This is a genomic window from Psychrobacter sp. FDAARGOS_221 (assembly GCF_002313155.2).
Lineage (GTDB): Bacteria > Pseudomonadota > Gammaproteobacteria > Pseudomonadales > Moraxellaceae > Psychrobacter.
This window is the reverse complement of record NZ_NWFK02000001.1, coordinates 2,267,172-2,287,917: the sequence shown is the minus strand read 5'-3', so window position 1 is coordinate 2,287,917 and position 20,746 is coordinate 2,267,172. Positions and strand designations below refer to the sequence as shown.

17 protein-coding genes are annotated in these 20,746 nt (G+C 43.8%); 6 read left to right on the top strand and 11 right to left on the bottom strand.

Annotated features, from left to right (window positions below; genetic code table 11):
- Nucleotides 1-112 precede the first annotated feature (112 nt).
- Nucleotides 113-655, top strand: a complete 543-nt coding sequence (locus A6J60_RS09615) for a ferritin (RefSeq protein ID WP_096065799.1) — start codon at nucleotides 113-115, stop codon at nucleotides 653-655.
- A gap of 87 nt (nucleotides 656-742) precedes the next feature.
- Nucleotides 743-964, top strand: coding sequence for a hypothetical protein (locus A6J60_RS09610; protein ID WP_096065798.1), 222 nt, complete (start codon nucleotides 743-745; stop codon nucleotides 962-964).
- A 206-nt stretch (nucleotides 965-1,170) separates the two neighbouring features.
- Here A6J60_RS09610 and hemH read toward each other — a convergent pair whose 3' ends face one another.
- Nucleotides 1,171-2,190, bottom strand: a complete 1,020-nt coding sequence (gene hemH, locus A6J60_RS09605) for a ferrochelatase (RefSeq protein WP_096065797.1) — start codon at nucleotides 2,188-2,190, stop codon at nucleotides 1,171-1,173.
- A gap of 383 nt (nucleotides 2,191-2,573) precedes the next feature.
- Between hemH and metX the strand changes: the two genes are divergently transcribed.
- The 3 genes from metX to A6J60_RS09590 all read left to right on the top strand — a co-directional run bounded on the left by metX (nucleotide 2,574) and on the right by A6J60_RS09590 (nucleotide 5,554).
- The gene (gene metX / locus A6J60_RS09600) at nucleotides 2,574-3,812 is read left to right on the top strand and encodes a homoserine O-succinyltransferase MetX (RefSeq protein ID WP_264755597.1); all 1,239 of its coding nucleotides are present in this window, start codon (nucleotides 2,574-2,576) and stop codon (nucleotides 3,810-3,812) included.
- Nucleotides 3,809-4,444 carry a methionine biosynthesis protein MetW gene (gene metW / locus A6J60_RS09595; protein ID WP_096065794.1) on the top strand — a complete coding sequence of 212 codons (636 nt, stop codon included), beginning with the start codon at nucleotides 3,809-3,811 and terminating at the stop codon, nucleotides 4,442-4,444. The genes metX and metW overlap by 4 nt, the downstream gene beginning before the upstream one ends.
- Nucleotides 4,445-4,972: 528 nt before the next feature.
- Entirely contained in the window at nucleotides 4,973-5,554 is a 582-nt protein-coding gene (locus A6J60_RS09590; RefSeq protein ID WP_096065793.1) for a tetratricopeptide repeat protein, read from the top strand.
- A gap of 88 nt (nucleotides 5,555-5,642) precedes the next feature.
- Here the strand turns inward: A6J60_RS09590 and A6J60_RS09585 are convergent, their stop codons facing one another.
- The 9 genes from A6J60_RS09585 to A6J60_RS09545 all read right to left on the bottom strand — a co-directional run bounded on the left by A6J60_RS09585 (nucleotide 5,643) and on the right by A6J60_RS09545 (nucleotide 17,455).
- Nucleotides 5,643-6,383: a hypothetical protein gene (locus A6J60_RS09585; protein ID WP_096065792.1), complete on the bottom strand. Its 741-nt coding sequence runs from the start codon at nucleotides 6,381-6,383 to the stop codon at nucleotides 5,643-5,645.
- A gap of 32 nt (nucleotides 6,384-6,415) precedes the next feature.
- Complete coding sequence (locus A6J60_RS09580; RefSeq protein ID WP_096065791.1) at nucleotides 6,416-7,825, bottom strand: FAD-dependent oxidoreductase; 1,410 nt, start codon at nucleotides 7,823-7,825, stop codon at nucleotides 6,416-6,418.
- A 162-nt stretch (nucleotides 7,826-7,987) separates the two neighbouring features.
- The gene (locus tag A6J60_RS09575; protein WP_096065790.1) at nucleotides 7,988-9,175 is read right to left on the bottom strand and encodes an isovaleryl-CoA dehydrogenase; all 1,188 of its coding nucleotides are present in this window, start codon (nucleotides 9,173-9,175) and stop codon (nucleotides 7,988-7,990) included.
- A gap of 75 nt (nucleotides 9,176-9,250) precedes the next feature.
- Nucleotides 9,251-10,165 carry a hydroxymethylglutaryl-CoA lyase gene (locus A6J60_RS09570; RefSeq protein ID WP_096065789.1) on the bottom strand — a complete coding sequence of 305 codons (915 nt, stop codon included), beginning with the start codon at nucleotides 10,163-10,165 and terminating at the stop codon, nucleotides 9,251-9,253.
- A gap of 75 nt (nucleotides 10,166-10,240) precedes the next feature.
- The gene (locus A6J60_RS09565) at nucleotides 10,241-12,406 is read right to left on the bottom strand and encodes an acetyl/propionyl/methylcrotonyl-CoA carboxylase subunit alpha (RefSeq protein WP_096065788.1); all 2,166 of its coding nucleotides are present in this window, start codon (nucleotides 12,404-12,406) and stop codon (nucleotides 10,241-10,243) included.
- 141 nt (nucleotides 12,407-12,547) lie between these two features.
- Nucleotides 12,548-12,961 carry a GFA family protein gene (locus tag A6J60_RS09560; RefSeq protein ID WP_227526112.1) on the bottom strand — a complete coding sequence of 138 codons (414 nt, stop codon included), beginning with the start codon at nucleotides 12,959-12,961 and terminating at the stop codon, nucleotides 12,548-12,550.
- Between the two features lie 49 nt (nucleotides 12,962-13,010).
- Complete coding sequence (locus tag A6J60_RS09555; RefSeq protein ID WP_096065786.1) at nucleotides 13,011-13,832, bottom strand: enoyl-CoA hydratase/isomerase family protein; 822 nt, start codon at nucleotides 13,830-13,832, stop codon at nucleotides 13,011-13,013.
- A gap of 105 nt (nucleotides 13,833-13,937) precedes the next feature.
- Nucleotides 13,938-15,548 carry a carboxyl transferase domain-containing protein gene (locus A6J60_RS09550; protein ID WP_096065785.1) on the bottom strand — a complete coding sequence of 537 codons (1,611 nt, stop codon included), beginning with the start codon at nucleotides 15,546-15,548 and terminating at the stop codon, nucleotides 13,938-13,940.
- A 137-nt stretch (nucleotides 15,549-15,685) separates the two neighbouring features.
- Entirely contained in the window at nucleotides 15,686-17,455 is a 1,770-nt protein-coding gene (locus A6J60_RS09545; protein WP_096065784.1) for an AMP-binding protein, read from the bottom strand.
- A gap of 511 nt (nucleotides 17,456-17,966) precedes the next feature.
- On the opposite strand from A6J60_RS09545, the gene A6J60_RS09540 reads away from it, so the two are divergent.
- Nucleotides 17,967-18,899 (top strand): Hsp33 family molecular chaperone HslO, encoded by a 933-nt coding sequence (locus A6J60_RS09540; protein WP_096065783.1) that lies wholly within the window; start codon nucleotides 17,967-17,969, stop codon nucleotides 18,897-18,899.
- A 163-nt stretch (nucleotides 18,900-19,062) separates the two neighbouring features.
- Here the strand turns inward: A6J60_RS09540 and A6J60_RS09535 are convergent, their stop codons facing one another.
- The gene (locus tag A6J60_RS09535; protein WP_227526111.1) at nucleotides 19,063-20,664 is read right to left on the bottom strand and encodes a GPI inositol-deacylase; all 1,602 of its coding nucleotides are present in this window, start codon (nucleotides 20,662-20,664) and stop codon (nucleotides 19,063-19,065) included.
- Nucleotides 20,665-20,746 lie beyond the last annotated feature (82 nt).

Genomic DNA, 20,746 nt, shown 5'->3' with positions numbered 1-20,746 from the left:
AAGTATTGTTTTTGATAGCTTCAAACCCCGTACTTTTATAATAAAAAAAATTAACCACATTCATTTTAATCAACCGTTAACAACGATCATTAAATAAATTGAGGATAATATTATGAGTGACAAGCGTCTTTCAGACAGTATGGAATCTGCACTAAACGAACAAATGAACAATGAAGCAGCGCAGGCACAAGCCTATTTAGCGCTTGGTATTTGGGCAGATTCAAACAACTATGCTGGTATTGCAGAATTCTTCTATAAGCATTCTGAAGAAGAGCGTCAGCACATGTTTAAATTCTTAGAATATATCCAAACTCGTGGCGGCGAAGCTAAAATTGGCGCCATCCCTGCACCACAAGACAATCCAACCGACTTAAAGTCGTGTATTGAAGATGTGTGGCAGCATGAGCTGGATAACTCGAAAAAGATTTATGCGTTAGTTGATAAAGCGCTAGATGAGCGTGATTGGCCAACATTTAACTTCCTACAATGGTTCGTTAAAGAGCAAATCGAAGAAGAAGCCTTGATTGATGAGCTACGTGATAAGTTTGCATTAGCTTCAGAAAGCAAAGACAACAACGCTAACTTCTACTCACTGGACCGCGATATGGCCAATGCCCCTCAGGAAGCTGAGCTGCCACGTGAGCAAAATCTATAAGTTAGCGATAATAGCGAACAATACTAGCCAGCTAGCGATTAAGAAGACAGCTAACCCTTTCTCAAGTTCAGTCTCAAGGAGTAGACAATGAAAGACCCATTAGATAATGCCATTGATCTTGACTCAATGCTTGAACAAGAAGAAGCTGAAAGTCTGCAACAGGGCTTGACCCCTATGCAGCGTCAAAATATAGACGAATCACGTATCGATGAGATATTGGTAGACGAAGCGCTTGATGATAAAGACTATCCTAGCATCGGCGATATCGCTGATGAAGATGCAGTCAATCAAAGCTTCGATGACGAATAATTTGATGCTAAATGCTAAATGCTAAATGTCAGATTTTAGATGTTAGAGTTAGACAACCAAGCTAGCCCGCTAGATTAAATAATAGACTGTATATGAAAAGCACCGCCAATGAATTTGGCGGTGCTTTTTATTGGCTTAAAGATTAATAACGCTATCTGTTTAACTTTTAAGAAGTGCAGTTTAGTAGTACAGTTCGTAATACCAGATTAAACCCAACCATCTAGTGTACCTGCCCAACCTGCAACCAAAGGCTTAGCCAACGCTTCCATCATATCAATGTGCCCCTCATCGGTATTGAGGGCTGGGATATAGTGATACTCTTGGCCGCCAGCATTTAAGAAGTTGTCTCGGTTTTCCATCGCCAGCTCTTCTAACGTCTCTAGACAGTCTGCCGAGAATGCAGGGCTCACTACCTGTACCGAGCGCACACCTGACTTACCCCACTCCTCTAACGTCACATCGGTGTAAGGCTTAACCCACTCTTGCTTACCAAAGCGCGACTGGAAGCTAATTATCCATTCGTCATCGTTAAGACCCAACTCCTGAGCCACTTGCGCAGCAGTACATTTACAGCGCTTAGGATAAGGATCGCCTTTATCAGCATAAGGCTGTGGAATACCATGGAAGCTAAACATCAGCTTATCTGGCTTGCCATGCTCTGATTGAAAGCGTCTAATTGAATCAGCCAATGCCTTAATATAAAGTGGATGCGCAAAGTAGTCTTTAACAATGGTTAAATTTGGCAGGTTACGCTGCTGTAGCGACCACTTAGTGACCGCGTCATAAACCGCACCGCCAGAGGTTGCTGAATACTGAGGGAATAATGGCAGGATAACAAAGTGCTCGACCCCCTCACTGCGCAGCTTATCCATCACATCCGGAATACCTGGGTTGCCATAGGTCATGGCAGGATGTACCGATATGTCAAAAGGCGTGTCCTCACTATCAAAACGCTGCTGTAATAGAGCCACTTGCTCTTTTAAAATTCTACGAATCGGAGAATCACCTTCCCAAACACTGGCATAGGCTTCTGCCACACGCTTCGGTCGACTGGGTAGCACAAAAAGATTAAGGATAATGGCCCACAAAAACTGTGGAATCTCTATCACTCTGGGGTCGGATAAAAACTGCTTTAAATAACGGCGAACCGCAGGCGCTGTCGGCTCATCTGGTGTCCCCAAATTAACCAACAAAACAGCAATACGAGGGGGATGATTTGGTTTCATAGCAAAAGAGTTATCCTAAAAAATAGCGTTGGCTTTATCAGTTTAATCATCTGATAATAAGGTTTATAATCAATATATTATATGATTTTTGACCGCTGTTATTGATTTCAATGATTTTGAAAATGATATCAAAAACAATATCGAACCTGACTGCACTGTTTGTGAGCACAGACATCAATAGGTCAAAGTCAGTGTAATTGCTCAGTGTAGCAGTTAGTGGCGTCATGCAACAACAAGCAAGTTGTAGTTAACCGTGCATAAGCCTACAATACTGAAAGCTGTCTGCCAAAAGCAGTGACACTTATTACAACCATCAGTACCAACCAACATCTAGCCTGTCATCATTTTTCTAATTTAATATCATTATTGAGGTAATTTTGAGTATCCAAGCGACCACGACAGATCCAAAATTCGCCAACTCTGTGGGCATTGTTACCCCGCAGACGATGCATTTTGATACCCCATTAACATTAGAATGCAACCGGGTACTGCCTGAGTTTGATTTGGTGTATGAAACTTATGGCACACTCAACGCAGACAAATCCAATGCGGTTTTAATTTGCCATGCCTTATCTGGTAGTCATCATGCCGCAGGCTGGCACAGTGAGGATGATAAAAAGCCAGGCTGGTGGGACAATATGATTGGCCCTAATAAAGCGATTGATACCAATCGTTATTTTGTGGTTTGTCTCAACAATATTGGCAGCTGTCACGGCTCAACAGGACCGACCACACCTATCCCTGATAGTAGCAGTGAAGGTGAACCTGGCAAACCTTACGGCCCCGACTTTCCGCTGATTACCATTAAAGACTGGGTGAAAACCCAGGCCATGCTGTCTGATCGCTTGGGTATTGATGTCTGGCACGCCATCGTTGGTGGCTCTATGGGCGGCATGCAAGCACTACAGTGGTCGGTCGATTATCCGGACCGCTTAAAACGTTGTGTGATTATTGCCAGTACACCGAAACTATCGGCGCAAAATATTGCCTTTAACGAGGTCGCTCGTCAATCCATCTTATCTGATCCTGACTTTAATAAAGGTCGCTATCTAGAAGCAGGTACTTACCCTCGCCGTGGTTTGATTCTGGCGCGTATGGTTGGGCATATCACTTACCTCACTGAAGAAGCGATGAAGTCTAAATTCGGCCGTGACTTAAAGTCGGGTCGCTTTATGTATGGCTATGATGTTGAGTTTCAGGTCGAAAGCTATCTGCGTTATCAAGGTGAGCGCTTCAGTAAAAACTTTGATGCCAATACTTACTTATTGATGACCAAAGCACTCGATTACTTTGACCCGACTCGTGGTTATGTCGATGACGACAGTTTGTCAGACTTAGACGCATTAAAACAAACCCTTAAACACACCCAGTGCCAGTATCTGATTGTGTCGTTTACCACAGATTGGCGCTTTGCTCCGGCGCGCTCAGAAGAGATTGTTGATGCTTTGATGGCCAATGACAAGCCGGTTAGCTATGTCAATGTCGATGCCCCTCACGGTCATGACTCGTTCTTATTTGATATCCCACGCTATATGGGCGCGGTAAAAGGGTTCTTAAACGCCCCGTTTTTAGACAACAAACAGCAACTGAAAGCCAATAATACTAAGGAGCGCTTAGCATGAGAATAGATCATGAACTTGCCAAACGCTGGATCAAACCGCATTCTCGTGTGCTCGATTTAGGTTGTGGTGATGGCTCTTTACTTGAGCACATGCAGCAAACCCTTGGCGTGACTGGCTATGGCCTTGAGCTTGATGAAGATAAGATTAATGAGGCGATCGCCAAAGGCCTGAATATTGTTGAGCAGGACTTAAATGACGGTCTAGCTCGATTTGCAGATGATAGCTTTGATACCGTGGTGATGGCACGTGCCCTGCAGGCGGTCAAATCACCGGATACGCTTTTGCTAGATATGCTGCGTGTTGCTAGAGAGGCAGTGATTACCTTCCCAAACTTCGCCCATTGGCAAAACCGATTACACTTAGGATTAAAGGGACTGATGCCTGTCTCTGAAGCGCTGCCTTATCAATGGTACAACACGCCAAACATTCATCTGTGTACCTTTAAAGACTTTGAGAAACTATGCGCTGATAACGGTATTGAAATCATCAACCGTTATGCGGTAACAGATTCAGGGTTTGGCCCAGGCTTTGGCTCTAGCAAACGCTCTCAGTTAATCAGTAAAGTGGTTAAAAAAGCACCCAACTTATTGGCTGATGTTGCTATTTACCGAGTGACTAAAGCAAACGCTTAATTAAATAAACCAGCTGGATGAATTAAACTGACTGCTCAATTAAACTGAATGAGTTAGTTAAATCAGAGTAAATAACCCGTCAATCTGATATTGACTTTGATGACGACAGATCTGAGCAAAGTGTCGCTAGGGTTAGCCATTTGTTACCCAACACTTACCCGTCTTACTTTGTTACAAATGGCTAACGGTTTTGACTGATAAAGGCAATCTTCTGTTCCTATTTATGGGTCAGACTGTTTGAATTTCGTCATATGGGGTGTTAAGCTATGTAAATCTTGTAGGCGGTCTGTTACCGCTAGTGCAAACCCTATTAAGAATTAATTATTAAATTTGTTTATTAGCTATACCATTTTAGCGTTGAAGCCACTCGTTAATTTGGCTTGTTTTAGGCTTCGTTACTACTTGTATTTATAGAGATTTACACCCTAATTATAGATGCTTAACACCTTAGTGATGCGCACTAAAATTACGCACTATAATTAGATGTTATTGGATTTAAATACCTTCAATTTTTTGGATATACCCGTTATGAAACTACTAAAAGCCACGTTATTCACCGCTTTCTTTTGCACAGCAGGCATCGCGCAAGCTGAATTAGTCGCAAACGTTCCGTTAGACTCTTCTCGCTTTGAGCAAATGAGCATCAGTAACCTAACTGCTCAAGCTAGCCAAGGCAACGACCATGCTCAGTTTTATCTAGCAAAACGCTACCAAAAAGGTATCGGTGTTGCTAAGAACTCATTAAAAGCAATCGAGTGGTATACCCGCGCTGCGAACCAAAACGTAACCCCTGCTCAGCTAAACCTAGGCATCATGTATGCCCGCGGTGAAGGTGTTGCTGTGAACGAACAACAAGCACGTTACTGGTTAGAACGTGCTGCTAAGCGTGGTGATAACCGTGCCAGCTATACACTAGCTCTAATTGACGAGAAGCAACGTAAGCTGGTTGACGCCTACAAATGGTATGACCTATCAGCACGTGATGGCATGCTAAACGAGCAAGTGCGTAACAAAGCACGTGGTAAAATTGGTCAATTGGCATTAAACCTATCAAGCTCTGATGTTGCTGCTGCACGCAGTCAAGCAGACAGCTGGTTCCAAACTAAATAGTATTGTACTAAAGCAGTATTGGGCCAGTTCATTGGTCAATAAAAAAACCCAGCTCATTGCTGGGTTTTTTTGTTTGGACTATTATAAATTAGTTTGGTAAACCAAATTTATCCTTATAAGCCCGTTTAACCTCTTTCTCTATACGAATATACCCCTCAGCTAGCTGGAACAAGTCAGGATTTTCAAAGAATACCGAATTATAAGCTGTAATACTTTTGTTTATTGAAACCGTAGATCTTTTTCTCGTTGAAAAAAATGCATTTTGGTATATTAAAGCCTTACGTGCTGGATGTTTCTTATCATTTAAGATGCTTTCTAAAACACCACCGTTTAAACTTATCCTCTCAATATTCTTTATTTCAGCCTCACCATTTTTATCAGCTAGCTCTAAGATCTGTGGCTTTCTATCTTCTTTATTAGAACTAAATTGCTGGCAATACCATCTAATTTCATGGACAGCTTTATCCAAAAGTAAGATGTCACTGCCTTTTGATATATTGCTTACAGTTATATATCTATATCTAGCTAGCTCTAAATCTTCGTTAAACTTTCTAACATCAACTGATAAATTAAGACTTAAACTTTCTTTTTCTTCAAACAAATCTATTGCAGGGTTTATCACATGACCAAAGTCTTTAGCTGATATCCCATTAGCAACTAATATGCATTTTGTATATTTCTCAAGGCAATGTAAAGAAGACCATAGAAACTGCTGTATTAAGTTATTTTGATAAGCCAGTCTGGCATGAATATAATCTTGATCAGCAGGGTTTCTAAAACATTGTACTGCGATTCTATATAGGTTTTGCCTCGTCTTCGCATCATCCATAGTTAAGACCTCAAGTATATTTTAACGCTGCACTAAACGGGCATTTTAAGCGTGGCAGTTGCGACTACCTCACCCGCCTCACTCACCTGCTCTAGCTCTAATGTGCGTAGCGTTTCAGTTTCAGACTCATCTTTTACTCGCCACTTACCGTGCGACTCATCTGCTCTAGGCGTACCTGTGGCACTCACCGAAATAGATTTGTTTTTCAGGCGTATCATTGGCGGTTTGTGTTGATAGGCTTGATGCTCATAATCAGGATTATTTTGACCTAAGATATGATCGGCTATACTCGCCGCTTGAGCACGAAGTGGCGCCACATAGCGGCAAGCCATCTCACCGATAGACATACAATCACCTATGGCATAAATATGTGCCACTTGGGTTTGCAGGCTACTTTCATCGACAGCAATGCCTAAAGCGGCATCCGTATTAATACCTGCTGTAGTTGGAAGCGTTGGGTCAACCTTTAGGCCGGTACTGATTAATACATGATCGACGCTAATTTCTTGCTTATCAGTATTATCACAATGAGCCACGGTTAGTGTATAACCGCCCTCTGAGTTCTGCTCTACCGCATCGACTCGACTGCGACCTAGAAACTTAATACCTTGCGAATCTAGTGCGTCTTTAATCTTATCGGTTGCAAGTGATGGCAACATCATCGCTAACGGCGCATCATTCATGTCCAGCAAGGTCACCTTGTGCCCTGCTTTGGTCAAATCCTCAGCAATCTCAGTACCGACCATACCTGCACCGATAACGGCAATATGTTTGGCATTTTCTTGCGCATCACTTTTAGAAAGCGCTTGCTGAATATTATGAAAGCTATCAATGTCGTTGATATGCCAAATATCTTGCTCAGGTAACTGTTTAAAGCACGGCGGAATAGCTGGAGTTGCGCCCATTGCAAGCACAAGATTACCGTAAGCCACTTCCCCTTTATCGGTTTTTACTATTTTATTTTCACCATCAATGGCCTGTACTTTGGTCTGTGATAATAGGCTGATATTGGCTTTTTCACTGGCCTCTTCTCCGGTAGCTCTGATTAAGTCACTGGCGGTTTTATTCTGACTAAATGCCGCAGACAACATCGGCTTGTGATAGCGATCGCCACTGTCTGCAGTAATTAAGGTGATGCCTACTGTCTCGTCTTTGGCTCGCAGTGCATCCGCTACTGCCCAGCCCGCTAAACCTGCACCAATGATGACCACATCATCGGTACGTGTTTGCTGATTGGAGTTATGATGTACTTGCGAGCTTTCAACTGGAGCAAACCCTGTTTTATCTACGCCACATAGCGGACAACTAAAGTCACTTGGTAAATCCTCAAAAGGCACGATTTGGGTTTCAATTTGCGAATTAGCTTGCGAGTCAGGCTGTGAATCAGATTGGGGCGGATACGTCCATCCGCAGGCTTGGCATTCATATGGGGTCATCGTCATTATGCGTCCTTTTTACATTCTTATTTATATTGCTAGCTTTCTCTTATTGACATCTATCTTACTATTAATTGAACGAAAAAACGCCCCAATCATAAGAGTGAGACGTTCTTTTATTCATTAGTTCATTAATTGCCACTATGAGTTATCAATAGCTGTCATAACCTATTTAGTTTCGTTAAATAGCTCACGACCAATCAGCATACGGCGGATCTCGCTGGTACCGGCGCCAATCTCATACAGCTTAGCGTCACGCCAGAATCGACCTAGTGGATACTCATTGGTGTAACCGTTACCGCCAAAGATTTGAATGCCCTCTCCTGCCATCCACGTTGCTTTTTCGGCACACCATAAGATGACACTGGCGCAGTCTTTACGTACTTGACGGCTATGCCCTTCACCACGCGCATCTAGCATGTCTAAGTTTTTACCGACGGTATATAAGAAACTGCGACCTGCCTGCAAAATGGTATACATATCAGCCACTTTACCTTGAATCAGCTGAAACTCACCAATCGGTTGACCGAACTGCTTGCGATCATGGATGTATGGAATCACATTGTCCATTACTGCTTGCATGATACCAACCGGACCTGCTGCCAATACTGCGCGCTCAAAATCGAGACCACTCATCAATACTTTAACCCCATTATTGAGGCCGCCCATAATATTTTCTTCTGGCACAAACACATTATTAAAGGTCATCTCACCAGTATGACTACCGCGCATGCCAAGCTTATCTAGCTTCTGCGCCGTGCCAAAACCTTCCATACCTTTCTCAACCAAGAACGCAGTAATGCCTTTTGCACCAAGCTCAGGATTGGTCTTGGCATAAACGACCATGACATCTGCATCTGGACCGTTGGTGATCCACATCTTGCTGCCATTTAGCACGTAGCCACCATCTTTTGCTTCAGCACGCAGCTTCATACTGGTCACATCAGAGCCTGCACCTGGCTCACTCATAGCCAATGCACCGACGAACTCACCACTGATTAGCTTCGGCAAGAATTTATGCTTTTGCGCTTCACTGCCATTACGTTTAATCTGATTCACACACAGGTTCGAGTGCGCGCCATAGCTTAAAGCTACTGAGGCTGAGGCGCGGCTAATCTCTTCCATCGCAATCATATGTGCCACATAACCCATGTCCACACCGCCGTACTCTTCTGGCACGGTAATGCCATGTAGACCTAGGTCGCCCATCTTTTGCCATAAGTCCATTGGAAACTCATCACTGCTATCAATCTCGGCCGCGCGTGGGATAATTTCTTTTTCCGCAAATGCTCTAACCGTATCACGAAGCGCCTGAATGTCTTCACCTAACTGAAAGTCTAACCCTGGTAAGCTCATAAATATCCTTTTTATGTTTGTTGTTAATAAAATGTGTGTTCTGCAATGAACTGTTTTAAATATATGGTTTTACTGCTATGACGACTGCTTAGCCAATAAGGCTTTTGCCGTTCTTGAGCCATTGGCTCTGCCTAAAAAATCACTGATTTTTTGACCGACATGAATCAGTTTGTCTAAATCGACACCGGTTTTGATACCCATGCCATGAAGCATATAAATCACGTCTTCAGTCGCAACATTACCGGTAGCTCCTTTAGCATAAGGGCAACCGCCTAAGCCTGCAACAGAGGTATCATACTGGGCGACACCCATACTCAATGAAGTCAAAATATTGGCCAGTGCTTGCCCATAAGTATCATGGAAATGACCTGAGATATCTTTTATATCAATATAATCCATCGCTGCTTTCAGTGCATTTTGTACTTTAATCGGCGTGCCTACCCCAATAGTATCGGCAACACCAATATGCTCAGCCCCTATCTCAACCAAACGCTTGGTCACATAAGCAACTTGGCTGGGTGCAATCTCACCTTCATAAGGGCAGCCGACTGTACAAGAGATGACACCGCGCACTTTGATACCTGCCTCTTTCGCTGCGGCAGCTACTGGCGCAAAACGCTCAATACTCTCATCAATACTACAGTTGATATTTTTTTGACTAAAGGTCTCACTGGCTGAACCAAAGATGACCACTTCGTCTGGTGAAAAACTCAGCGCATTTTCAAAGCCACGCATGTTGGGGGTTAATACTGAATAGCAAACGTCAGAGTTGCGTGACTGATTAATCAGCTGCATCAGCTCGCTGTTGTCACCCATTTGCGGCACCCACTTTGGCGATACAAAACTGGTTGCTTCAAGCTTGTTAATACCGGCATCAATCAAACCTTGTATTAGCTCAAATTTAACCTCAGTTGGCACTGTTTGCTTTTCATTTTGGAGCCCATCTCTGGGGCTAACTTCAATAATTTGAACACTTTCTGGAAAATTCATTGGCGTACTCTTTTGTTATAAAGGTTATGGCTATGGCGTTTATGCAAAGTATATGAGTCGGCTGATTATATTTAGCTACTCCGTATCTAGGCGTAACAGCTCATCACCATCTGCCACTAAATCGCCCGGTGCAAATAGTAGCTCAGCGACCACACCATCAGCTGGTGCATTAATCGTATGCTCAATTTTCATCGCTTCAATCACTGCCAGAGGCTGACCTTGCTTCACGCTATCACCCTCCGCCACTCTAAACGCCACGACTTGACCTGGCATTGGTGACTTCAAACTACCTGCCGCTTGGGTATCGCCTTCAACATGCGCCATCGCATCAATCAGGGTAATCACGCCGCTACCAGTATGCGTAAAGACGTGCACATCATCGCCCTCTACCCAGCTTTGAGCCGTTAGACGCTGACCATCTAGCCACAGTACATAGCTGTTGCTGTCTGTCGCTTTGTACTCAACTCGACCGCTATATACCGCACCAGCATTTATCTCAGAGTCATTGGCATCTAAAGGCTGAGGCGTCAGTACATCATCGTCCGCTTCAAGTTCACGAATGGTTAAGTCAAAGCTGCTGCTGTTTGCTGTCTCTAAGCGTTTGTTATTAGCAGTAACGTCGCTAATCACCGCAACATACTGTTTTTCCGTTTCTTTATTTTTTGACTCAAGCACTAAACTAAATTGACGCTGATAGTCACTATAGCCTCGCCAGCCGCCAAGACTTGCGAACGGGTCATTTTGCTGAGCGCTGTTTGAGTGATGACCATTCGTCATCAGTGCGTCTTGCTCTTGGGTCAGTTTATTGACCACAGCCGTTGTTACTAACATTTCTAATGATAGCGGCTGCTGATTAAACAAGGCTTGTTTTTCACGCTCAATGAGTGCCGTATCTAGCTTGGCTTGACTAAATGATTCTGTGGCTAGGATATGACGTAAAAACGCCACGTTATTTGGCAGACCCACGATACGAGTCAGCGCCAATGCTTGGTCAAGCTTAGCAAGTGCCTGCTCACGCGTTGGGGCATGCACAATCAGCTTGGCAATCATCGAATCATAGAATGGGCTAATTACATCGCCCTCTTCTACCCCATCATCCACACGTACTGAGCCAACACTAAACGTGCTGTGCTCAGGCTTACGATACGTCAGCAAAGTGCCTGTCGCTGGCAGGAAATCATTGTCCGGGTTTTCGGCACAAATACGTGCTTCAATCGCATGACCATTAATGGCTAACTCTTGTTGTTTAACGGGAATCTCACCGCCTGCCGCCACAATTAATTGCCACTCAACCAAATCCATACCGGTAATGGCTTCGGTCACTGGATGCTCAACTTGCAGACGGGTATTCATCTCCATGAAATAAAAGCCCATCTCAACTTTGCCATCTGCACTCGGACGCTGCTCGACAATAAACTCAACCGTACCTGCACCGACATAATCGACTGCACGAGCGGCATTAATCGCTGCCGTACCCATCGCCTGACGCATGGCCTCATCAACACCTGGCGCAGGTGCTTCTTCTAATACTTTTTGGTGACGGCGCTGTACTGAGCAATCACGCTCAAACAAATGCACATAATTACCATGACTGTCGCCAAAGACTTGAATCTCAATATGACGTGGGTTTAGTGCGTATTTTTCCAATAACACCGCGTCATTACCAAAGCTGGTAATGGCTTCACGGCGACAAGAATCGAGCAAGCTGATAAAGTCTTCACTGCGCTCAACCAACCGCATGCCTTTTCCGCCGCCACCTGAGCTGGCTTTGATTAATAACGGATAACCAATTCTATCGGCTTCTTTATGCAAAAACTCTGGATCTTGGTTGTCGCCATGATAACCTGGAATCAGTGGTACACCAGCGGTTTCCATCAGCTGTTTTGATTCAGACTTAAGGCCCATTGCCGTAATCGCTGACGCAGATGGGCCAATAAACGCTATGCCTGCATCCTCACATGCTTTGGCAAACGAGGCGTTCTCACTCAAAAAACCATAACCCGGATGAATGGCCTCAGCCCCTGTCTCTTTGGCAATTTGAATCAGTAAGTCGCCTTTTAAGTAGCTGTCTTTTGGCGCTGAACCGCCTAGATAAACGGCTTCGTCGCACACGCTAACATGCTTGGCATGACGATCAGCATCTGAATAGACGGCAACGGTGCGAACGCCCATGCGCTTGGCAGTTGCCGCTACTCGGCATGCAATCTCTCCACGGTTGGCGATTAAAATTTTTGTAAACATGACGGTCCTTATCTTGTTATTCGTAATCTTTGAGATTTAAGAGCTTAAAAGCTGATATTGAGCCAGATATTTTTTATTCTATTTAAAAACTGGTTTGTTAATATGTGGTCATAAAAGTGACTCATAAAAAGGCCTAAACCATTAGGATAAAAAAGCCAATATTTGATCAAACTTAGGTAATTCAACAAAGTTATTGGCAGTAGAATCTATATGATGCCCACTAGACTTTGAGCGTAAGCAAAAATTCGCTACCACCTCTACCTTGGTAAGATTATCATCAATATCTAACAGCCCCACAGGTATCCAGTAATACTTATCCGCAAAGGCATTGGGTACAGGGCAACCGCAGTTGCCACAAAAGTGTGCGCTAAATCCAGTTGGTTTTTGCCAGATTTTAATACTGTCTTTTTTTATCCACTTAAACTGACTCTCTTCAATAATAGTTGCTGAATTCGAGCTTGAGCCAGACTGCTTCTTACACAGCGAACAGTGACATTGGTAAATTTTAAAAGGTGTGGTTAGCACCTGTATTGAAAAATGTGTATCACCACACAAACACTGTCCTTTCATCATAAAACCTTAGAAATAGCCTGTGAGCATAGAGTTAGCCTAACCAATTCGGCTTACGTTTTTGCAAGAAGGACTGCACCCCTTCTTTACCCTCATCAGAGGCACGAATATCTGCAATGCCTTCGACGGTTTGTGCAATCAGCCACTCACCAATGGTTTCACCTGCGACATATTGCAGCAGATGTTTACATTCTTTCACTGCATTTGGGCTGTTGTTACGCAGTTTCTTAGTAATTACTGCAACTGTTTCATCCAGTTTATCAGCAGCGACAGTCTCATGAACCAGTCCAATACGCTGTGCCTCGACGGCATCGAATACTTCTGCGGTTAAGAAATAACGGTGAGCAGTACGAGCGCCCATTGCTCGAATCACATAAGGGCTAATAGTCGCCGGCACCAAGCCCAAACGTACTTCGCTCAAGCAAAAATTAGCTGAGTCAACTGCTATTGCGATATCACACGCAGAGACAAGGCCGATCCCGCCTGCGTACACATCACCTTGAATCGCTGCAACTGTTGGCTTCGGACAGCTATAAATAACCTTGAGCATTTGCGCCAATTTATCGGCATCTGCAAGGTTCTCTTCGCGGCTGTAATCTGCCATTGCTCGCATCCAGTTTAAATCAGCACCGGCACAAAACGCCTTGCCTTCCGCTGCTAATACAATGGCGCGTACATCTTCACTATTGCCTAACTGAGTAAAGGCTTGGTTTAACTCTTCAATGACGTCATCATTAAAGGCGTTGCGCTTGTCTGGGCGCGCGAGTGTGACGGTAGCGATATAATCTTCGATGCTAACCTTTAAGGTATCAAGCTCTGCTAAGGGCGCTAATTGAGAGGGTAAGCTGGTTGTCATAAGATTCCCGTTATTTTCTTGTTCTTTCATCCATGAAAGTGATTGAGTTTGCCTGTAAACTAATACTTTAAGGCATAAACCGCTAAGGTCTATGAAAGCTCAAGCCTACATTCTAAACACACCAAACTTAGTCTCTTCAATTTCAGCGTTATAAGCGGCACTTAATCCTAAAGCCAATACTTTGCGTGTATCAGCAGGATCAATGACGCCGTCATCCCACAAGCGGGCGCTAGCATAATAAGGATGGCCTTGTTTTTCGTACATCTCTTTATAAGGGGCTTTGAACGCTTCTTCTTCCTCAGCGCTCCATGTCTCACCTTTGCGCTCAATATTGTCACGTTTAACTGTGGCCAATACCGATGCTGCTTGCTCACCACCCATCACTGAGATGCGCGCATTCGGCCACATCCACAAGAACCTTGGGCTATACGCTCGGCCACACATACCATAGTTACCGGCACCGAATGAACCGCCGACAATAACTGTGAACTTAGGCACTTTGGCATTGGCAACGGCCATCACCATCTTCGCACCATGACGGGCGATACCTTCGTTCTCATACTTGCGGCCAACCATAAAGCCGGTGATATTTTGCAAAAACACCAATGGAATATTGCGCTTACAGCACAGCTCAATAAAGTGAGTACCTTTTTGAGCCGACTCACTAAATAAGATACCGTTGTTGGCAATAATACCCACTTTCATACCTTCAATATAAGCAAAACCACAGACTAAAGTAATCGCAAAACGGGCTTTAAATTCATCAAATTCACTGGCGTCGACAATACGCGCAATGATTTCACGAATATCAAAAGGCTTACGGGTATCGGTTGGAATCACACCATACAGCTCTTTGGCATCGTATTTTGGCTCACGTGGTTCGATTTGATTGGGGATTTGTTTTGGCGGACAGTTTAGGTTGCCGACAATATCACGTGCCAGCGATAAGGCATGCAAATCGTTTTGTGCCAGATAATCGACTACACCAGACAGACGGGTATGCACATCACCACCTCCTAAGTCTTCCGCACTCACCACCTCACCGGTTGCTGCTTTGACCAGTGGCGGACCACCTAAGAAGATAGTGCCTTGGTCTTTGACGATGATAGACTCATCACTCATCGCCGGAACATACGCGCCGCCTGCGGTACAGCTACCCATGACCACTGCAATTTGCGGAATCCCTGCCGCACTCATGTTGGCTTGGTTAAAGAAGATACGTCCAAAGTGCTCTTTGTCTGGGAATACCTCATCTTGGTTCGGTAAGTTGGCGCCGCCTGAGTCAACCAGATACACACAAGGTAGGTTGTTCTCTTGCGCGATTTCTTGTGCACGCAGATGCTTTTTGACGGTCATTGGATAATAAGTACCACCTTTTACAGTCGCATCATTACAGACAATCATGCACTCAATGCCATTAATACGGCCAATACCTGCAATCACGCCAGCCGCAGGAATATCCGCATCATACATATCATAAGCAGCCATCGGCGCCACTTCTAAGAATGCAGTGCCCGGATCCAAAAGACGTTCGACACGCTCTCTAGGTAGCAACTTACCTCGGGCTAAATGCTTAGCACGAGAGCGTTCTGGTCCGCCTTGAGCTATCTTTTTCAGCTTTTGCTGTAGGTCATCCACTACGGCCTGCATAGCCGCTGCATTATCGATAAACTCTTTGGAGTTTGGACTCAACTTACTATTTATAATGGCGCTCATGACATCCCTTTCTGTAATAATTTGGCTTTAAACAACTGTTTTTAATAAACTTTTTTTAATAATCTATGTTTAATTAACGGCAACTGGTTTTCACTAACTAGCTTGCGACAAGCTGGTAATCGTGACCTCGAGCTGGGCTATAACCCCAGCTCTGCTACCATCATTTCGGTGATTTTATATTTTTGTACTTTACCGGTTACCGTCATTGGATACTCTTCCACGAAACGATAGTATGTCGGTACCTTGTAATGGGCGATATTATCCTTACAGAACTGCTTGACCTCGTCTTCTGTCAGCTCTGCATTTTTGCGAGGAATAATAAAGGCGGCCAATACTTCACCATACTTTTTGTCTGGAACACCGACAATTTGCACATCGCGAATTTTTGGATGGCGATATAAGTAGTTTTCAATCTCAACCGGATAAATATTTTCACCGCCACGGATGACCATATCTTTACTACGACCGACAATCTTAACGTAACCTTCTTCATCCATAGTCGCTAAGTCACCGGTGTGCATCCAACCATCTTGAATGGCTTCTCGGGTCTTAAAGCGACTACCCCAATAGCCTTTCATGACTGAATAGCCTTTGGTCAATAGCTCACCGGTTTCACCAATCGGCACTATCTCGCCAGTTTCGGTATCAACAATCTTCACCTCAATATTAGGCTGTACTAAGCCAACCGTAGACACCTGCTTTTCAAGCGGCGTGTGTTTGTTGGTCTGGCACGATACTGGGCTGGTCTCTGTCATACCATAAGCAATGGTGACCTCGCTCATGTGCATCTCATCGATAACGCGGCGCATGACCTCAATCGGACAGCTTGAGCCTGCCATAATGCCGGTGCGTAAGGTTGATAAATCGTATTTATCAAAATCTGGATGATCAAGCTCTGCAATAAACATGGTCGGTACACCATGCAATGCGGTACATTTTTCGTTTTGTACTGCTTCTAACACGCTTAGTGGCTCAAACCCGTCATTAGGATAAACGATACAACCGCCATGAGTCAGAATGGCTAGATTGCCGAGCACCATACCAAAGCAGTGATATAGCGGTACAGGAATACATAAGCGATCTTCCTCGCTTAAGTCCATCGCTTCACCAATAAAGTAACCGTTATTTAAGATATTGCGGTGCGTCAGTGTCGCGCCTTTAGGCGTACCGGTTGTACCACTGGTAAACTGCACGTTAATGGCATCGGTGTTTTTGAGCTTGGCTTGACGTTCTGCTACGCGTGGATCATTGGCATCACCATCTTGCATCCACTCTGAGAACTTTTGCATAAAGCCAAACTCTTCATCAGTATCAGGCTCATCAATCCAGATGATACGTTCAACCGTTGGAATCTCGACTAAATCTAGCTGATAGTAAGGCTTGTGATAAATCTCAGGGCACAGCTCTCGGATGATATTGGCATAGTCACTGGTCTTGAAGTGACGCATTAATACCAGCGCTGTACAGCCTAATTTGTTTAAGGCATATTGCAGCTCAAAGCTTCGATATGCAGGGTTGATATTAACTAGAATCACACCGACTTTCGCAGTAGCCAATTGCATCAGCAGCCATTCAGCATTGTTGTGCGACCAGATACCGACACGATCACCAATCTCTAACCCCATTTCAATCATGGCGCTGGCAAGTTGATTCACTTTTTGTTGTAGCTCACGGTAGGTCCAGCGGATATTTTGATGACAGACGACTAACGCTTCTCTATCAGGATATTTTTCAACCACTGAATCAAAGAAATCACCGATAGTAGATTCTATCAGCGCTGTTTGCGGACCATAATCATGACTGAGTTTAAGCGGGGCATTTGCAGATTGGGCGCCCATACTCACACTAGGCACCTGACTGATATCTTCTGCTGAAGCAGATTTTGATTGAGAGGTAGCATTGACCATAACGAATCCTTTCGTTTTAATTGCAATTGATAATTAACACACAACTTTCTGACTAAGATAAGCGCTATCCATTGCCCATCTACACCACAAAGTGTTCTAAATCCATTTATGTTACTGATACTAAATATTATTTGTATAAATTGCTGTTAAGCGTAATAGTGATTTTTAAGTATAATATAGTGATAACCAGTATACCTTATAATGATACATTTAACCTCATTTGAACGCTTAGAAAACACCTGTTAACTTAATTCAGTGTAAAACGTCTGCTTTATCTGTGTCAAACATTAGTAAAAAACCAATGAGTACACATTAGAAATTAACCTTTAAAATCAACATCTTATCGTACAAGACAAGCTGATTTCACCCAAATTTTATTTGCATAAACTCTGTGCTGTCGATATTGATAAATAGCAGCTTATCCCCAATATAATAGCCATTGATAAACAAATGATGACAGCAACCAACCAAAACTCATCAATCAAATCCATACGACTAATCAGGATATTACATGACCACAGCAACCCACGACTTACGCCAACGCTTTTTTATCGAAGACTCTCCAGTTCGCGGCGATGTCGTACGCTTACAGCACAGCTACGCGACCATTACGGCGCAAAAAGATTACCCTGAATCCATCAAACGCTTACTGGGCGAAATGTTAACCGCCGCCAGCTTATTGATCGGTACCTTAAAGATAGACGGTACCTTGTCTATTCAGCTGCAATCTTCTGACGAAAACAGCTTGATCAACTGGGCGATGGCTGAATGTGACCAAGCCGGTATTATCCGCGCACTAGCAAGCTGGAAGCATGAAACCACTGAGCAGCAACAGGCTTGGGCCAACAAAAAAACAGCAGATGAAGCCTTTGCAGAACTCGGTGCTCCTGGTAAAGGCGTGATGTTTATTAACATTCAGCCTAAAGGCGGCGAAGCTTATCAAGGTATCGTTGAGCGCAGCTATGACACGTTGGCAGAGTGCTTGGCGCATTACCAACTGCAGTCGGCGCAGATTCCAACCTTAATTAACTTAGCGTGTGATGGCTTACAAGCCGGCGGTATCTTAGTACAAATGCTACCGCGTACCGCTGAAGAGATATATGAAGTTGAGCAAAACGAATCAGCAGGTATTGATGATGACTTGTGGACCCGTTTAAGCCTGTTAACCCGCACCATTAAGTTTGATGAATTAACAACTTTAGACGCCAGCGAAATTATTTATCGCTTATATAATGAAGAACAAGTGGTCGTCCCTGAGCCAGTTGCTTTAGAGTTCGGCTGCACCTGTTCACGTGAAAAATGTGAAGCAGCCATTGCTCAAATCGGTGAGGCAGAAGCGCTTGAGATTATCGAAGAGCAGCAAGGGACATTTGAGATGGATTGTGGTTTTTGCGGCTCAGTCTATAAGTTTAGCAAACAAGATGTAGAGCAAATATTCAGCTAATCTATCGCCATACTTTTGTCCGCAACACCGACAATTTGTCATGTTAAATGACAGTTTATCATGACGAATAATGTCTGATTTCAGTTATGACAATACCGGTTATTGTCATAACTGCATTACTCTCAAGTGTCTTTCTCTCTTTAAATAAATCCGCTCAGCCTAACTATACAATCACTTCCATATCATTGTCTGGAAAAGATTGAATACGACTGTTTAAGGCAAAGTCTGTTTTACCATTATCATTTAACCAAAATACCACTTGCTCATGCACTCGGCTATCATCTTGCAAGTTCAAATGATTAATGCCGTAAAACACTGCTTTATGCCCATCTGGGACCAATAAGTCGTGCTCACCTTCGCTCTCTCCTAACGCAGACTCAATGGTAACCAAACCATCGCCTACCCAATTACTTGCCTTGGAGTCATAAACGCCTTCTGCAATAGATCCTGCAATTAAAAAAGTATGAATATGAGTCGGTAGTCTGGCAGGATGTCGAAACTCCTCTGGTAACACATCTCGACTCAGCAAATGCTTCCAATCAGCATCACGGATACTGCCGTGACGTAAATCAATAATGCCGGCACTACGAATATTACCCATTTTTGACAATGAACCGGCAAATGGCACGTTACCAATAATATCTAGAATATGATGGCTAATTCGCTCCAGACCCGCGCCTTGATGCGGAGTGCCAACCGTAATCAAGTTGCCGACACGGTCGACCCAACTGCTGTCATGCAGCTCACCATAAAACAACGCACTGCGCGATACCAAGCCACCCATGCTATATCCTACTAGATCAATTTGGGTGATATCTGGATTGTTTTCGACCAGCTCATGTAGCAGTTGATCTAAGCAATGCCCATTCTCAGAGATGCGTCTACCAGTATTGTAATCTAAATAAAGTACCGTACTTTTCGGCTGCGATAAGGCAACTTTCTCACCCAAACTGTCACTTTCTGTCGGATACCAGCTTAAATAACTTAAGCACAGACCATGACACAGAATGACCACTCGGCCACACACCTCAGTACCAAAAGGCTGCCCATATCTGTCATAGAGCATCATCGGAACAGCCAAAGGGTTATTACGAGTGACCAAGTGATTGCCAAGCATGCCGTTCAAGACATTGGCTAACATCTTCAGCTTGTCAGGCAGTATTCTTCGATCTTGTTTTTTTAAGCTTTTGCGATACAGCCTTACCCCATTTTGGGTGATGCTATTACCGACATGATTCATGCCCTGACGCACCACGTTATATGCCTTACGTATAAGTCCTTGTTGCCATCGACGCAAGTGATCTTCATTAAAGCGTCCGAGCGGTCTTAGTATAATTTCAGAATGGATCGACTCTACAATCTCAGTTATCTCCACCGCGCCAGTAGTGGTGAGCTGAGCTAAGCCTTCAAAGAAATTACTCAGTGACAGCGGTCGCTTCTCAAACATTGACTCACAACCTACCAGGTCTGACATCAAATCATTGTCATCCAAATCAAAGTTTTCCAAATCATCCAATTTTTCATAAAGATTGGTTAAATATATAGGGCTGGCCGGTGTAATCAGGTCACACTTCTCATAATAGCGGTAACGCAAGTGATCTGCTGTGCTAATCGACTCACTTGGCGGGATGGTAAAGGGTGTGTCTGAAGGCTTTGATTTTTTTACGCTTGATGTTGCGGCCTCTTTACTTGAATAAGACTTTTTTAACGGCGCAGTTGCCGAAGAAATAATAGATTTTGCAAAAGAAGGCATAAAAATTGACATAAATAAAATTCAATGCAGTAATAAAAATATTGCTTCCATATTAGCCTGTCACAGCCACAAAGTAAAAACCTCAAGTGTTAAC